Genomic DNA, 16,343 nt, shown 5'->3' with positions numbered 1-16,343 from the left:
GAGACCGTGAGGGAGGGGTCACCGCGCGGACGCGCCCTCGCGCCGGGCGGGGAACTCCACGACCTGCTGGTAGGTGGGCCGGTTCTGCCAGGCGATCCGCGGCACGGTGATGCCGCCCATCGCCCGGTGCACGATCGAGTCGGCGCACACCTGGTCGCCCGCGTCGCACTCCTCGTCGCCGGGATAGGTCTTCTCGGCGGGGACGGCGGCGGCCTCGGCCAGCGTCGTCAGCAGCATCCTGCGGCACTCGGCGAGTGAACCGCCGCCGCAGTAGGGCCTGTCGAGCGGGGACTCGACGTCCTCGCCCTGCACGGCGCGCAGATCCTTCTGCACGAACGACCACCAGCCGTGCTGGAGCGCCGAGCCCTTGTGCGGCTGGCCGGCTCCCACACCGCCGCTCCCTTCGCCGCCGTTCTGGCCGCCGGACGGCGACTCGTTCACCGGCGCGAGCGAGGTCAGCGACCGGTAGAGCTTCTCGCCCAGCTCCGGTTCGAACTCGCCCTTCACCAGCAGCGGCCACCAGGCGTCCAGCACCCTTATGGCTTCCGCGTGTTCATACTCGCCGTCGTCCCGCGCGGCCTCGCGCCGCTGCGAACCGGACTTCACCCACGCACGCAACTCCCCGACCGTGCGGGCCAGTTCGGAGTCCGTCACCTTGGACGAGCCGATGACATCGAGGACTTCGGGCAGCACCTTCTCCGCCCGCAGGTCCGCAGCCGCCGCGTTCTCCATCGCCTGTACCAGCTTCGTACGCGTCACGGAGCCCTGTTTCACCAGTGCGGCGACCCTGGTGTCGAGCAGGTCTCCCCGGTGCACCGGGCCGTTGGCCCAGTCCGCGGAGTAGCCGTCGGCCTGCTTGTTGTTCCAGTTGACGAAGTAGTCCTGGTCCACGGAGTTCGGATGCTCGGCGGGCGGCGTCACGGCGGACGTGTTGGTCTGCGGGTCCCAGTCCTTCCACTCCTGCGCCTTGCCCGCCCGTATCGGCTGGTCGGGATCGGTGTCCTTCGAACGCACCGGATTGTCACCGGAGTTGAAGTACGCGGTGTGATCGGCGTCCGCATAGAACCAGTTGAAGGTGTAGCCGATGTCCTGCGCCGCCCGCTGGAAGCTGCGCGCGGAGGTGATCGCCGAAGGGTCGTTGAACTTCTGGAAGCCGATCACCGAGTCGGCTTCGTGGAGGTACGTGGAGCGCAGCGCGGTGAAGGCAACCGGCTTGCCGTCGACCTTCCCCGTGTGGCTGACCAGGCCGTACGCGGAGCGGAGCGTCACCACGTCGTACGAGCCGGCCTTCGTGCCGTCGGCGAGGGTCGGCTTCCACTCGTTGTGCCTGGAGAGCCTGTCGAACGGCGTGCACTCGCCGTGCAGCATGTAGCTCTGCGACGCCGTGGTGGGCTCCGCGCCGGACTGCTCGCAGAGCTCGACGGCGAAGGTGTCGGTGATGTCCTGGCCCGCGGATGTGGCGCTCCAGGAGTAGTCGAGGCCGCGGCCGAGCTCCACGTAGAAGCCCAGTCCGGGGAAGGAGGCGCCGCGAGAGCGCAGTCCGGGCCCGTCCAGCTCCTGCACCATCAGGATCTGCGGAGAGAAGTAGCCGGTCTGCGGGCCGAAGACGGCGATCGGACTGCCGGAGGCGGTGTGCCTGCCGGAGACCATCAGCGCGTTGGACATGCCCTTCCTGGCGCTGATGAGGTCGCCGGGCAGCACGCCCGTGCTCCGCGCGGCGGCGTCCGTGCCGTCCTCGTTCTGCGAGTGGTCGTATGCGGTGACGGAACCGCCGTCCGGTGCGGCCACGCCGCGCGGCTTCTTCGGGGAGCCGGCGTACGGAAACTCCTTGCCGTGCACGGTGGTTGTGGCCCCGGTGTCGTTCTGCGCACGCCACGCCGTGTACGCCTCGTCGCCGGCCGTCTTCCCGTACTGCTGCCGGAACGCCAGCCTGGCCAGGGCGTTGCCGACCTCGCCGCCGCCTCCGTTGCCGAAGATCGCGCCGATGACGGAGGCGATCGCGACGACGTCGGTGACCTTGAAGTCCTCGATCTTCGAGCCGTGGCCGGTGAGCACGTACTCGCCCGGGTAGTCCAGCGCACCGCGGCTGTCGTCGATGTAGGCGTTGAGCCCGCCGACGTAGCTCTTGATGTCGTCGTAGGCCAGGGCGCCGCGTGCGCCCGAGTCGCGGATCCGGGCGACCTGCCGTTCGAGGTCCTTCTCGGTGTACGGGGCGGTGGCCCAAAGGCTCTGCTCCAGCTCCCGGTTGCCCTCCGCACCGCCCGCGAAGGACGACAGCCGGCCGCGTCCGACGTGCCGGAGGACGTCGATGAGCCACAACCGGTCCTGGCCCGCGGCGTATCCGGCGCCGAACTCCGTCCCGGCACGGGTCGTGCCCTTGATGTGCGGCGTGCCCGTGGCCTTGTCGCGGGTGACGGTCACATCGGCACGTGGCTTCTCGGCGCTCTCCACCTGGTCCGCGGGCACGCCGAAGGAGGCGTCGTTGAAGTAGTCGCCGAGCTTGTCGTCGCTCAGGCCGGAGTAGTCGTGCAACAGGTCCGCGTACGGGCCGAGTTGGTCGGCCGAGTGCTTCGGGCGCAGGCCGGTGGCCTTGTGCAGCAGTATCTCGGTGAGGGTGGCGTGGCCGTTCTGCCCGGCGGGGAGGATGTCGCGGCACTGGCCCCGGCAGGGGTCGCCGGATGCGGGCCCGGACCGCGCCGTGTGTGCGGCTCCGGCCGCGTACGCCGGTGAAGCGCCCACGAGGGGTGCGAGAAGCGCGGCCGCGGCGACGGCGACCACCGTGCGGCGCAGCCTCTTCGCGGTGAGCCGGGTGCGCCGGGTGAGCCGGGGCTCCCAGGTGCGCCGGGTCCGCGAGGTCCGCCAGGTGCGCCGGGTCCGCCATGTTCCGTACGAAGCACGGGAGTTGATCACCGGAATCTCCTGCGGGGTGAGATGCGGCAGCTTGCGGCGAACGTTAACCCTCGTTACTACCCCTGGGTAGATGCGCGGACGGCGGTACTCACACAAGGCGCAAAACAGCCGCTCCCCGCACCTGGAGCGCAGGTGCGGGGAGCGGGCCGTTCACCGGGCTCGGTCAGCCCGCGTCGTAGCTCACCACCCCGGCCCGGCGGAAGTTGGCGTCGCCGTGCGAGCCGAGCGTGATGGTGCCCCCGCACCACACCTGGCGCGTACCGGGCACGAGGACCGCCTTGTCGTTCACGAAGCCCTGCTTCTTGTCGACCGGTTCGACCTTCCCCGAACGGCCCGGCACGGGCTCGGCCTTGGCGATCTTGTGAAGTGCGCCGTCCTTGGTCATGTGCAGGTCGGTGTCCAGCATCAGTCCGCCGTCGCCGTCGGAGGCCAGCATCTCCGCCTTCTTCGCCGCCTTCTCGGGGGCCTCCTTCCACGCGTTCCCGTCCCAGCGAAGCAGGATGACCTCGTCCTCCGGTTCGGGGCCTCCCTCACCGTGGTTGTAGTCGTGGCGGCCCAGGGCCCACACCTCGTTCTCCGAGACGGCGACCACGGCGTCCAGGCTGGAGGCCTCCTCCGCCGGCGGGTCCGGGAAGTGGTACTCGGGGGTCTCGGCGGTCTTCCACTTCTTCCCGTCCCAGTGCATGGCGGACGGCTGGCTCATCGGGCCGCCACCGTCGTCGTCTCCCGTGTCGCGGAGGCCGACGGCCCACACGTCCCGGCCGCCGGTGCCGGCGATGTCCATCGCCACGGCGGGAAGCTGGGACTTGGTCCACTTCCTGCCGTCCCAGTGGTAGGCGTTCCGTTCCCCGCCGAGCAGCCATACATCGTCGGCGGCGAGCACGGCCGTCGAACGCGGGCCCTCCCAGCGGTCGTTCGCGACGGGCACCTTCATCTCGTGCCACTGCTTCCCGTCCCAGCGGAAGGCGACGGGCGGCTTCTCGCCGGCGGTCTTCATGCCGAAGACCCATACGTTGTCCGGGCCGGAGGCGTCGACCCGGGTGAGAAGGGTCTTCTCGCCGCCCTCAGGGACCGGGCTCGGCTTCCACTCCTTGCCCTTGCGGTGCAGCAGGATCTGCTTGGCCTCCCCGCTGCCGTCGTCGTTCCGCGACGTGCCGACGGCCCAGCCCTCGTCTGCCGAGACCGGGGCTATGTCGGTCAGTTCGGCCTCCAGCGACTTCCCCCAGTACGAGACCTTCAGCTTCGGCGCGGCCGGTGCCTGCGCGCTGGGCGCCATCGAGGCCGGCGCCGGGGAGGTGGATCCCGACTGGCGATGCGGCCCGGATTCACTGCCGAAGGCGGTCTGGTACCCGACTCCCACCAGTGCGGCGGCGGCGAGCGCGGCCGCACCCTTGAGATGCAACGGTTTCATGCTTTCCCTCTGGAATCACGTGGTCTTGCGCGCGGCCCCGCTTTCCCGCCTCGTGCTTGTGCACGCCGTCACGCACGCTCCCCCGTTCGGTCATCTGACACGACGACAGGAGACCGTTCGCCGGTTGCAGTCGGGGCGCCGGGGCGCCGGGGGCGCCGGGCCGTCAGACCCGGAAGACCGAGCCGACGTACTCCGTCAGCAGGCGCTCCTTGAGCGGCACGGGCAGCGCGTCGAGCAGGGCGAGGACGGGAGCCATCCGTACCGTGCCCGCCGTGCCGCCGCCGTCGGCCCCGCTGCCGCTGCCCGCGCTGTCGCTGCTCCCGCTGTCGTCGCTGCCGTCGAGGGTGCCGTCGAGGCCCGCGTACGACAGCACGGCGGCGACCTCGTCCGGGCCGAGGGTGGAGGGGTCGAGCCCCTTGGCGAGCCGTGCGAGCTGCGGGTCGACGCCCACGGGGGCGAGCGCCCGCGCGGCCGTGAGCGCCTCGCGGAGATCGGCGAGCAGCGCGTCGACCTGGCCCGCCGTCGCCGGGGTCAGGGTGAGATGCAGATTGGGCGGCATGCCTTCGAAGCCGAGCTGGGGCTGGAGGTACCAGCCGCGGATCCGCATCTCGTCGGCGAGGTGCAGCACGAGGCTCAAGTCGCCGTGGGGCGCGCCGGGTTCACCGCTGCCGCCGGGGTGGTCAGCGCCGCCGGGGTGGTCACCGCTGCCGGGGTCACCGCTTCCGGATGCGGCCCCGGGCTCGCCGCCCCCGGCCGCAGCGCCGCCGTCGAGCGTGAACGCGACCAGCCCGGCCTCCGGCCGCCCCAGCACCCGTACGCCCTCCAGCTCCCCGAGCCCCGGCAGCAGCCGGTCTGCCGCGTCCGCGATCCGCCGCGCCAGCTCCTCGTACCCGTCGTCGCCCACGTGCCGCAGCACCGCCCACGCCTGCGCGAGCAGCCCGCCGGACTTGGTGCCCTGCACGGTCGGGTTGACCACTGGATAGCCGGGCCAGCCGGCGTGCGCGAAGAACTGGTACCTGCGCAGCTCCGCGTCCCGGTACAGCACCACGGACGCGCCCTTGTCCGCGTACCCGTACTTGTGCAGATCCACGGAGAGAGAGGTGACTCCCCTCAACTCCATCCCGAACGGGGGCACTTCACGTCCCGCACGGCGCAGGTACGGCAGCAGCCAGCCGCCGATGCAGGCGTCGACGTGGCACAGCACTCCCTTCTCGGCCGCGGCGAAGGCGATGCGCTCCACCGGGTCGACGACGCCGTGCGCATAGGACGGAGCGGAGGCGACCACCAGCACGGTCCGCTCGTCGGTCGCCTCGTCCATCGCCGCGGCGTCGGCCCGGTAGTCCGCCGGGTCGACGGGCACGACCACCGGCTCGACCCCCAGATACGCCGCCGCCTTGTGGAACGCCGCGTGCGCCGTGGACGGCAGCACCATCCGGGGCTCGGTCACCTCCCGCACCGAACGGGCGTGATCCCGCGCCGTCTTGACGGCGAGCAGGATGCTCTCGGTGCCGCCGCTGGTGAAGGTGCCCTGGGTGCCGGGAGCGCCGAGCAGTGCGGCGGCGCTGCGCACGATGTCGTTCTCCAGCCGGGCGACGCTCGGAAAGACCGTCATGTCCAGGCCGTTGACGGTGGCGTACGACGAATAGGCCGCGGACGCAAGCTCGTCGAGCCCGCCGAGCGCCGCGTCGTATACGTAGGCGAAGGTGCGGCCGCCGCGGGTGGGCGCGTCCCGGCCGCGCAGCGCGCGCAGTTCGGCGAGCACCTCGTCCGCGGGACGCCCCTTCGGCAACGGGGCGGCTCCGTCGGGGCGGGCCGCCGAACCGGCAGGGCGAGCGGGGTGAGCAGGGCCCGAGGTGCCGGAGGCGCCGGACGGGCCGGAGGCGCCGGACGGGCCGGAGGCGCCGGACGGGCCGGAGGTGCCGGACGGGCCGGAGGTGCCGGAGGCGCCGGACGGGCCGTCCGGGCCGGGCGCGGATTCAGTGCTCACTGCGGGTCTCGTCCTCCAGGGTGCCGGGGGCCGCCGCCGCAGGCGACGGCTCCTCGTGCTCCTCCCGGTACCTGCTCAGCAGCCACAGGCTCACCACCGCGAACGCGGCGGGCACCAGGCTCATGCCGAAGGTGATCCCGGTAAGCGCCGAGCCGGGCTGCTCCACCGCGTGCGCCGCGTCGGAGGACCGGAAGCCGGTCACGGCGAGTACGGCCGCGAAGGCGCCCGCGCCCAGCGCGAACGCCAGCGTCTCGGCCGCGGTCCACAGCCCGGTGAAGGTGGCGGCACGCTGCCGTCCCGTACGCACCGCGTCGGCGGCGAGGTTGTCGGCGAGCATCCGCAGCGGCAGCAACTGAAGCCCGCCGTATGCGACTCCGACCGCGGCGATCGTCGCGTACGCGGGCCACGCGCCCGCCCACGGCGTGAGCACGAGTACGAGCGAGGCGCCGAGGAACACCCAACTGGCGCAGAACTGCGCGTACTTGACGCCGCGCGCACGCGCGAGCCGGTTCCACAGCGGCATCACCAGCGCCAACGGGCCGATCATGCAGGCGAACAGCGGGGTCACGGCGCTCGCCGAGCCCAGTACGTAGGTGGCGAAGTACTGCACTCCCGCCAGCATCACGCCGACGGCAAGGGCCTGCGCCATCCACATCCCCACCAGATACAGGAAGGGCACGTTGCTGCGCGCCGCCGTGAGCTGGGCCCGCAGCGAGGGCTCTGCCGTCGTATGGGCGGCGCCGGGCGCCCGCCGCGTGCCCCGCCACGCGGCGAGCATCCCGCACGCGAGCAGCGCCGCCACGGAGAGCCCCATCAGCCGGTAGCTCGCGGGCGTGTCCCCGCCCGCGTGCGCGATGGCCGGTGCGACGGCCCCGGACAGCAGGATCGCCGCGCCGAGGAAGCCCACGCGCCAGGCGAGCAGCCTGCCGCGTTCGCCGGTCTCGTCGGTCATCTCCGCCGGCATCGCCACGTACGGGACCTGGAAGACGGCGTAGGCGGTGGCGGCCAGCATGAAGAGCACGGCGACATACGCCGCCGCCGCTGCACCCCGCACCGGGGGCGCCGCGAAGAGCAGCGCGAACAGCGGCGGCAGCGTGCACGCTCCGGCCAGCAGGAACGGGCGGCGCGGTCCGCCGCGCAGCCGGCTGCGGTCGCAGACGACGCCGACGACCGGATTGATCAGTACGTCCCACGCCTTGGGCAGGAAGAGGGCGACGCCCGCGAGCGCCGCGGGCACGGCCATCACGTTGGTCAGGTAATAGAGCAGCAGCAGCCCGGGCACGGTGGGGAAGGTCCCGGTGCACAGCGAGCCCAGGCCGTATCCGATCCGTACGGTGGCGGGCAGCGGCGGGCCCGCGCTGTCCGCCGGTGCGTACGCCTGATCCCGGGTCGGACCGCCCACTGCCCCTCCTTCGCCGAGCGCGGGACGCCGGTCGCGGAACGCGGGGATCCGGCGCGGCCCTGCCGCTCACCGGCCGGGTGCGGGCTGCACGGGCCGGGGGTCGCCAGTCAACGGCACAACGGGCCGGGCGTCCAGACGGTGATCGGCAACGTTCGGGGAAACAGCCGACGTTCGGAGAAAGGAGGGGAGGAAGCGGCGGGGGCGCGTTCGTTGGAGAGTCGCGGAGAGCGGAGAGTCGCGCAGAGCGGTCGCGGGAGGTTCGCGGGACGGGCGGCTCGCTCGAAGGGCGGCTCCCCCGAAGGGCAGCTCAGCTCAGCCCCGCGCCACGCGCCCGCTCCACCGCCGGCCCGATCGCCGTCGCGAGCGCTTCCACGTCGGCCTCCGTGGAGGTGTGCCCGAGCGAGAAGCGCAGCGTCCCGCGCGCGAGATCGCGGTCCGCGCCGGCGGCGAGGAGGACGTGGCTGGGCTGGGCGATCCCCGCCGTACACGCGGAGCCGGTCGAGCACTCGATGCCCTGCGCGTCCAGGAGCAGCAGCAGCGAGTCGCCCTCGCAGCCGGGAAAGGAGAAGTGCGCGTTTCCCGGGAGCCGCCCGGCGGGGTCGGGGTCGCCGTTGAGCACCGCGTCCGGCACCTCCGTACGCACGCGCTCGATCAGCTTGTCCCGGAGCGCGCCGATGTCCCGCTCGAAGTCCGCGCGCCGCTCGGCGGCGAGTTCGGCGGCGGTCGCGAACGCGGCGACGGCCGGCACGTCCAGCGTCCCGGAGCGCACGTCGCGCTCCTGCCCGCCGCCGTGCAGCAGCGGTACGGGGGTCTGCTCGCGCCGCAGCAGCAGCGCACCCACGCCGTAGGGGCCACCGATCTTGTGCCCGGTCAGCGTCAGCGCGGCCAGCCCGGACGCGGCGAAGTCCACCTCCGCCTGGCCCACGGCCTGCACCGCGTCCGAATGCAGCGGGACGTCGAACTCGGCGGCTGCCTCGGCGAGTTCGGGCACCGGCATGGTGGTGCCGATCTCGTTGTTCGCCCACATCACGGTGGCCAGGGCGACGCTGCCGGGATCGCGCGCGATCGCTTCGCGCAGCGCCCGCGCGTGCACCCGGCCGTATCCGTCGACGGGCAGCCACTCGACGTCCGCGCCCTCGTGCTCGGCCAGCCAGTGCACCGTGTCGAGTACGGCGTGATGCTCGACGGGGCTGGCGACGATCCGCGTACGGGCGGGGTCGGCGTCCCTGCGCGCCCAGTACAGGCCCTTCACCGCGAGATTGTCGGCCTCGGTGCCGCCGGCCGTGAGGACGACCTCGCTGGGGCGCGCGCCCAGCGACGCCGCGAGCGCCTCACGCGCCTCCTCGATCGTGCGGCGGGCGCGGCGGCCCGACCCGTGCAGCGAGGAGGCGTTCCCGGTGACGGCGAGACGGTCCGTCATCGTCCGCACCGCCTCGGGATACATGGGCGTCGTGGCGGCGTGATCGAGGTAGACGGAGCGAGCCATGATCCCTCGATTCTACGTACGGACGTCTGCACCCGCTTACGGCGGCTTACGGAGGCCTACGGCGGCGAACGTCACGTGCGCGGACGCTCCGCCCGGCGCCCGGACTCACCGGCCGCGCCGTCCGCCCCTGCTGTTAATGTTCCAGGCGCCGCTACCGTGGCGGCGGGTCCGGACACAGCCCGTGTCAACACCGGGGCGTGCGGCGGTTATTCCACAGGTTCCGGAGCTTCCAGAGGTCCGGCAGGTCCACGGAATCCCACAGATGTGCCGGGCCGCGGAAGGCGGCGGGGCCGAAGAATAAGAGGGTCAGGGGGGTGTGGCGATGCCACAGGTGCGGGTGCTGGGCAAGGGCGCACGGATCACCGGGGGGATCTTCTGTCTCCTCTTCGCACTGCACACGTGGATCTGGGTGCTGCGCGACATCCAGGAACTGGACTTCGCCACCACCTGGGACGTCTGGACGGGAGCGTTCGGCGCCGGAGCCCGCGCCGGCCAGCTGACCGACATCCCCGCCACGACCCCGGACGACATCGGCCTCGGACTGCTCCAGCTCGCGGCGGCCTTCGCCGCTTTCACCCGCGCCTGGACGGCGGGCGGCCTGCTGGCCGCCACGACGGTGCTCACCCTCGCCTGGCGGCTCCCCGTGATCTGGCACGCGGGGCTGCACTCCGAGTCCTCGCCCTACTACGCGCTGCCCGGCTTCGCCGACGACCCGTCCATGGACAGCGCGTTGGCGGGAGCGGTCGGGATCGTGCTCTTCTGCCTGGTGCTCGGGATCGTGCTGGCGGCGGGCAACCGTCCCTGGACGGGGCAGCCCGCACGGTCGGCATCACCGGGCCCGCAGGCGCAGCCGTACGGACAGCCACCGCAGTTCCCGCCCCCGCCGCAGTTCGCCCAGCCGCCCCAGCCCCAGTTCCAGCCCCACCTCCAGCCCCAGCCGTACGAGCCGCCGCTGCCGAGCGAGTCGCCGCAGCGGCCGACGGGGGCGCATGCGGCCGTGACGGCGGTCTTCTTCGGCGTGGTGGCGCTGTTCAGCATCGGCTGGAACATCCAGGCCGTATCGACGGCCGGCGGAGGGTACTGGCTCCGCCTCTTCACCGGCGAAGGCACCGTCTTCACCCTTCTCGACGTCTCACCGGGCTGGTCCTGGCTGACGCTGATCGCCGCGGGCGGCACCGCCGCCGTGCTGGCCATGACGCGTGCGCTCTCCGCCCGCGGCTTCTCGATGGGCCTCGCCGTGGCGCTGCTGCCGCAGGCCGTGACGACTCTCTGGGCCTACGCCGACGCCGGGACCTTCTTCGAACTGGGCGACGTGGCGCCCGTGTCCGGGGCGTTCAGCCGTCTCCAGCTGCTGATCGTGCTGGCCGGGTCGGTGACGCTGATCGTGCTGACGCTCCGGCCCGGGGTCGCGGCACAGCCGGGGAGCGGGCCGGTGGCGGCTCAGCCCTTCGGAGCGGCGCAGCCCTTCGGGGCCGCCCAGCCCTTCGGGACGCCGATGCCGGGGGCACCCGTCCCCGGCGGGCCCGTGGCGGGCGGGCCGATGCCGGGGGCGCCAATGCCGGGGGCGCCGATGCCCGGGGCTCCGGCGCCGGGGGCCGCCGCGCCGTTCGGGGCGCCGGTGCCCGGGCAGCCGCCGCAGGGCCAGCCCCAGCCTCAGCCGTACTTCCCGCCCCAGCCGGGCCCGGCACCCGCGGGTCCCGGCCCTGTGCCCGCCGGTCCGGGGCCTATGGGCCCGGCACCCGCCGGACCCGCACCCGCCGGTCCCGGGTACGCACCGCCCGCGCAGCCCGCGGGGCCGCCACCGGCAGGACCTCCCCCGGCCGCGCCCCCGGCGATGCCGCCTGGTGCCCCGCCCGGGACTCCACCGCCTCCGGCCGCCCCTCCCTCCCAGGAGACGGCCGAGGCCCCGGACCGCCCGGACGGCGCGGACTCCTCAGGCGCCCCGAGCGACGGCCCGGACGCTCCGGAAGGTGACCAACGGCCCGGCACCGGCGGCACGTTCGGGCCTCCGCCGGTCTACTGACGGTCCACTGACCATACGGACGGCCCCGGAGCGTGCGCGGTGCGTGCCGGGACCGGGTCAACCGCCGTCGCGGGACTCGCCCTTGGCCGCGAGCGCGGCGGTGACGGCCGCCTCGGTGACGGTCTTGTCGATGCCCAGACCCGTCAGCGTCCCCTCACCGTCCTCGAGTTCCAGGAGCGCGAGGAGGATGTGCTCCGTGCCCACGTAGTCGTGCCCGAGGCGCAGGGCCTCCCGGAAGGTGAGCTCCAGCGCCTTCTTCGTCTGCCCGTCGAACGGGATGAGCTCGGGCGCCTCCTCGCCGGAGCGCTCGGGCAGCGTCCCGTTCACCGCCTCGCGCACCGAGTCGAGCGACACCTTCTGGGAGACGATCGCCCGCCCCGCGAGCGCTTCGGGTTCGCCGAGGAGTCCGAGCACCAAGTGGCCTGTGCTGATCTGGTGGTGGCCGGCCCGGCGGGCCTCCGCCTGTGACTGCACCACGACTTTCCTGGCGCGGTCGGTGAAGCGGTTGAAGCCCTGAGCGACGTCGAGGTCCGGGCCCTCGCCGGACGCCTTCGGCACGAACCGCTTCTGCGCGGCCTGCCTCGTGACGCCCATGCTCTTTCCGATATCCGTCCACGAGGCGCCGGAACGGCGCGCCTGGTCCACGAAGTGGCCGATGAGATGGTCCGCGACGTCCCCGAGGTGGTCCGCCGCGATCACGGCGTCGGAGAGCTGGTCGAGCGCGTCGGAGTGCTGGTTCTTTATGGCTTCGATCAGGTCGTCCAGGCGTACCCGACCGGCGATGGGAAGAGGATCCGTCATATGGCAACCTTAGGTTGACACCGAGGTCTCGTCAACCCGTGGTTGACACTATCGGGGACGGCCGGCTGAGACACTTGCCGGACGGCGGGAACGAAACGGCGGTGTACGGCACCGCCGGCACCGGTGCCCGGCCAACGCCCGCACCGGCACCGGCAGTTGGCGATGTGGATGCCGACGCCGAGGGCGGTCGCCCGCTTCGACTTCCAGGGGGAGTAGCCGATGCCCGTGATCGTGCCCGTACTCGCGATGTGCTCGGCGGCATACGGTGCGGTCGCGGGCGCCCTTCTGCCGCGCGCCGTCTACCGGTTGGCGGTGCCGCCGGAGACTCCCTGGCGGCGGCAGTGCCCGTCGGGCCATCGCCTCGCGGGCCCCGCGCATGGATGGCTCGGCCGCGCGCGCTGCCCGGCATGCGCGGGCGCGACCCCCGAAGTCCCGGCGTCCTACGGGACTTCGGAGCGCCTGCTCGCCGGGATCTGCGCCTCGGCGTGCGCGGCTCTGGCCCTTTCCGTGGGCGTACGGCCGGAGTTGGCGGTCTGGCTGACGGCCGCACCCATCGTGCTGCTGCTGACGGCCGTCGACATCCGCGCTCAACGCCTCCCGGACATACTGACGTTGCCGCTCACCGCGGCCACGGCGGCGCTGCTCGGCGTCGCCGCCCTCGCGACGGGCGCCGGCGGCAGCTGGACGGGCGCACTGCTCGGCGGGACCGTGCTCGCCGCCGGATTCTTCGTGCTCTTCCTGATCAACCCCCGTGGCATGGGCTTCGGCGACGTGAAGCTGGCCGCGCCCCTCGGCCTCGCCCTCGGCTGGTACGGCTGGGACACGGTCCTCGCCGGCACGCTGCTCGCCTTCCTCTTCGCCGCGGGCTACGGCGTGACGCTACTGCTGGCAGGCCGAGCGAGCTGGAAGACGTCGGTGCCCTTCGGCCCCTTCCTGGCGGCGGGCACCCTGGCGGGCATCGTCCTCGGCGGCCTCACGACGTGACGGAGGCGGGTCCGGCGGGCCGGCGGCCTCCGGACCGATACGGGCGGGCGGGGCCCAGGTCCAGCCTGAGCCCCGCCTGAGACGGGTCGCCGGAAGCGCCCCGACTCCCCCGGCTGCCCCGGGATCAACTGCCGTTCTCTGCCTGGAACATCCAGTGGTGCTTCTCGAGGTCACCGATGAGCTGTATGAAGATGTCCTCCGTCACCGGGTCCGGCTCGCTCACCGAGGCCATGCGCTCGCGGCAGCGGCCGATGACCGACTCCAGCGCGTGGACCATCGTCCGTACGGCGTCGGTGTCCTTCTGCCAGCCCTCCGGGACCCTGTCGATCGCGCTCGTGGCCGACACGGTCGTCGAGCGGCCGTCCGGGGGCAGGCCCAGCGCGGAGGCCCGCTCGGCGACGCTGTCCGAGTAAGAGCGTGCCGTGGAGACCACCTCGTCGAGCTGGAGGTGGATGGACCGGAAGCGGGGCCCGATCACGTTCCAGTGGATCTGCTTCGCGACGAGCGAGAGATCGACGAGGTCGACGAGCGCGCCCTGCAAGGCCTCGCCGACGGTCTTCAGGTCGTCGTCCGGGAGTGTGCTCTTCACTGCGTAGGTCACAACCTTCTCGCTTTCTGACGGCCGGCCCTGTACTTCGCACTCCTCGGGTAACCCGACGAGCGACCGCAATTCATGTGCGCCGGACCGGGGGGCCGTGACATCACGCACAGGCGCCGGCCGCTTGCGCACAGCCACACCTGCCGTCGCAAGGCAAACCGGGGTGCGGGCTCCCCTGCCGCTCGCCGAGACTGGGCGGATGACGGTGCGGAACGCCGGGGCCCCCGGAGCCTGGGAGAGCTGGGCCGGGACCCTGGACCAGACGTACGAGAGCTCGTCCGGCACGGTCCGGTGGGGCCGGCTGGGCCCCGACGACGGGCCTCCCCTGGTACTGCTGCACGGGACGCCCTGGTCGTCCTACACGTGGCGGGAGATCGCGAGGGCCCTCGCACAGCGATTCCGGGTCCACGTGTGGGACATGCCCGGATACGGCACGTCGGCGATGTCCGACGGCCAGGACGTCTCGCTCGCCGCACAGGGCCGGATCTTCGCCGAACTCCTGGGCCACTGGGGCCTCGGAGCGGACGCGGCACACCAACCGGCCGTCGTGGCCCACGACTTCGGCGGCTGTGTCGCCCTGCGCGCACATCTGCTGCACGGGGCCCGATACGCGCGCCTGGCGCTCGTCGACGTGGTGGCGCTCGCCCCCTGGGGGTCGCCCGCGTACCGGCTGCTGGGCCAACAGGCGGAAGTCTTCCGGCAGTTGCCGCCCGCACTGCACGAGGCGCTGGTACGTGAGTACGTCGCCTCGGCGAGCGCGCGGGGCCTGGACCCGCGGGTGCTGGACGCGCTCGCGGAGCCCTGGCTGGGCGAGGCGGGGCAGGGCGCGTTCTACCGGCAGATCCAGCAGAACGACCAGCGGTTCACGGACGAGATCGAGGGACGCTACGGCGAGGTCGAAGCCCCCGTCCTCGTGTGCTGGGGCACGGCGGACACCTGGATCCCCGTCGACCGCGCGCACCGGCTGGCCGGGCTGATCCCCGGGGCACGGCTGGAGCTGATCGAGGGTGCCGGCCATCTCGTACAAGAGGACGCACCGGCTCAACTGGCCGCTGTCCTACTGGAGTTCCTGCACGGCAGCGCGCGGTAGCCGCTCGTCGCAACGGTGGCCGGGCGGGCCGCGCAAGGCAGAAGGTACCCGCAACTCCCCCTCGATCTTTGCAAAATCGCTGCATCGTACAGAAAAAATTCGAAGGCGGGCTTCCGCTCCTAGCGTGCGGCAGATGCTCCATGCAGGCATCGAACGGGCTCCGCTCCCCCCACTGCGTGCTGAACCCGCCCCCGGTGCCCGTGACTTACCGGTGGTGCCGGACCGGGACGGTACGGGCGAGACGGACCGTGCGGGCCCCGCCGCGGCGCGGGAGACGCGCGGCGTGCGGGACGAGCGGGACGGCGGCAAGCCGCGCGACCCGTACCTGGACAACGCGAAGTACCTGACCATCGTGCTCGTCGCCGTCGGGCACGCGTGGGCGCCGCTCACGCTCGGCAGCCGTTCAACCAGCGCGCTGTACTACTTCCTGTACACGTTTCACATGCCGACCTTCATCATCGTCTCCGGCTATCTCTCCCGCCGTTTCGAGTGCAGGCCGCGGCAGATCAAGCGGCTGCTGACCGGCCTCGTCGTGCCGTACCTCGTCTTCCAGGCGGTCTTCACCCTCTTCATGCGGTGGGCCGGCGACGATCCGGAGCGTGAATGGAGCTTCCAGGAGCCCGCGTTCGCGCTCTGGTTCCTGGTGGCGCTCTTCCTTTGGCGGGTGACCACGCCGATCTGGCAGCAGTTGAGGTGGCCGCTGCCCGTGTCCGTGGCCGTCGGCGTCGCCGCGAGCGTGACGCCGACGATGAGCGACGACCTCGGGATGATGCGGGTGGCGCAGTTCCTGCCGTTCTTCGTGCTGGGTCTGCGGCTGCGCCCGGAGCACTTCGAGATGGTGCGGCGCCGCGCCGTGCGGATACTGGCCGTGCCCGTCGCCGCCGTCGCGCTCGCGGTGTCGTACGCGGCGGTCCCGTACATCTCCGGCGCCCCGTTCCTGCACGACAAGGACGCACAGAGCCTGGGGCTTCCGGCGTGGCTGGGAGCGGCCATGACGCTCACCTCATACGGCTGTGCGCTGGTGATGACCGTGTGCTTCCTGGCCTGGGTGCCGCAGCGCGGCATGTGGTTCACGTCGCTCGGCGCGGGCACGCTCGGCGCCTATCTGCTGCACGTCTATCCCATCGAGTACGCCAAGGAGATGGGCTGGTTCGAGGCCGACGGGGCCAGCCATCCGCTGGACCGCTTCGCGATCACGGTGCTCGCCGCGGGGATGATGACGCTGCTGTGCACGCGGCCGGTGCGGCGGGCGCTCCGCTTCGTGGTGGAGCCGAGGCTGCGCTGGTTCTTCACACCTGAGGCGAACTCCGGCCCGGCAGCGGCTCCCGAGGCGGCGGGCCCGGGCGTCCCGGCCGTGGGCGCTCCCCGGCTGCCGAACGCCACGGGCGCGGGTGCGCCGGAGCTGCAACCGGCGCCGGCGCCCCCGCGGTCCTCCTTCACCGGTCCGGAGACGGAGGGCGCGGTAGAGGCGGAAGGTCCGGGCAACGGCGGTGTCGGCGGCACCGGCGGCGCCTCCGCAGGCGGCGGGCCTGCCGGTGCCCACGGCGCCTCCGCAGGCGGCGGGACGTAGACCGGGCACCGCCGGTCCGGGGATCGGGACCGGGAACCCGGCTTCCCGGCCTGCCGCGCGCGCCCTACCTGCGGGGCGGCA

General features: G+C 72.8%; 11 protein-coding genes. 4 read left to right on the top strand and 7 right to left on the bottom strand.

Features of this window, described 5'->3' with window-relative positions; genetic code table 11:
* Positions 1–18: 18 nt before the first annotated feature.
* The 5 genes from HCC61_RS20090 to HCC61_RS20070 form a co-directional block, all read right to left on the bottom strand.
* Complete coding sequence (locus HCC61_RS20090; protein ID WP_346777294.1) at positions 19–2,910, bottom strand: penicillin acylase family protein; 2,892 nt, start codon at positions 2,908–2,910, stop codon at positions 19–21.
* A gap of 163 nt (positions 2,911–3,073) precedes the next feature.
* On the bottom strand, positions 3,074–4,321 hold the full coding sequence (locus HCC61_RS20085) for a hypothetical protein (protein ID WP_169137277.1): 1,248 nt from the start codon (positions 4,319–4,321) through the stop codon (positions 3,074–3,076).
* Positions 4,322–4,484: 163 nt separating this feature from the next.
* Positions 4,485–6,110: an aminotransferase class V-fold PLP-dependent enzyme gene (locus HCC61_RS20080; RefSeq protein WP_240969152.1), complete on the bottom strand. Its 1,626-nt coding sequence runs from the start codon at positions 6,108–6,110 to the stop codon at positions 4,485–4,487.
* 187 nt (positions 6,111–6,297) lie between these two features.
* Positions 6,298–7,710, bottom strand: coding sequence for an MFS transporter (locus HCC61_RS20075; protein WP_169137275.1), 1,413 nt, complete (start codon positions 7,708–7,710; stop codon positions 6,298–6,300).
* A 307-nt stretch (positions 7,711–8,017) separates the two neighbouring features.
* On the bottom strand, positions 8,018–9,196 hold the full coding sequence (locus HCC61_RS20070; RefSeq protein WP_169137273.1) for a cysteine desulfurase family protein: 1,179 nt from the start codon (positions 9,194–9,196) through the stop codon (positions 8,018–8,020).
* Between the two features lie 316 nt (positions 9,197–9,512).
* On the opposite strand from HCC61_RS20070, the gene HCC61_RS20065 reads away from it, so the two are divergent.
* Positions 9,513–11,219 (top strand): hypothetical protein, encoded by a 1,707-nt coding sequence (locus HCC61_RS20065; RefSeq protein ID WP_169137271.1) that lies wholly within the window; start codon positions 9,513–9,515, stop codon positions 11,217–11,219.
* 57 nt (positions 11,220–11,276) lie between these two features.
* Here HCC61_RS20065 and HCC61_RS20060 read toward each other — a convergent pair whose 3' ends face one another.
* Entirely contained in the window at positions 11,277–12,020 is a 744-nt protein-coding gene (locus HCC61_RS20060) for a Clp protease N-terminal domain-containing protein (RefSeq protein WP_169137269.1), read from the bottom strand.
* Positions 12,021–12,239: 219 nt separating this feature from the next.
* Here HCC61_RS20060 and HCC61_RS20055 point away from each other — a divergent pair, with 219 nt between their 5' ends.
* The gene (locus tag HCC61_RS20055) at positions 12,240–13,004 is read left to right on the top strand and encodes an A24 family peptidase (RefSeq protein WP_169137267.1); all 765 of its coding nucleotides are present in this window, start codon (positions 12,240–12,242) and stop codon (positions 13,002–13,004) included.
* Between the two features lie 124 nt (positions 13,005–13,128).
* On the opposite strand, the gene HCC61_RS20050 is transcribed toward HCC61_RS20055, so the two are convergent.
* Complete coding sequence (locus HCC61_RS20050) at positions 13,129–13,593, bottom strand: DNA starvation/stationary phase protection protein (RefSeq protein ID WP_346777293.1); 465 nt, start codon at positions 13,591–13,593, stop codon at positions 13,129–13,131.
* Between the two features lie 208 nt (positions 13,594–13,801).
* On the opposite strand from HCC61_RS20050, the gene HCC61_RS20045 reads away from it, so the two are divergent.
* Together HCC61_RS20045 and HCC61_RS20040 are read left to right on the top strand one after the other, a co-directional pair.
* Positions 13,802–14,692 carry an alpha/beta hydrolase gene (locus tag HCC61_RS20045; RefSeq protein ID WP_169137263.1) on the top strand — a complete coding sequence of 297 codons (891 nt, stop codon included), beginning with the start codon at positions 13,802–13,804 and terminating at the stop codon, positions 14,690–14,692.
* A 214-nt stretch (positions 14,693–14,906) separates the two neighbouring features.
* Positions 14,907–16,262, top strand: a complete 1,356-nt coding sequence (locus HCC61_RS20040) for an acyltransferase family protein (RefSeq protein WP_346777292.1) — start codon at positions 14,907–14,909, stop codon at positions 16,260–16,262.
* Positions 16,263–16,343: the final 81 nt, after the last annotated feature.

Source organism: Streptomyces sp. HNM0575, from assembly GCF_012726265.1.
GTDB lineage: Bacteria > Actinomycetota > Actinomycetes > Streptomycetales > Streptomycetaceae > Streptomyces.
Note: the sequence above shows the minus strand (reverse complement) of the source record. Positions and strands in the feature narration are given on the sequence as shown.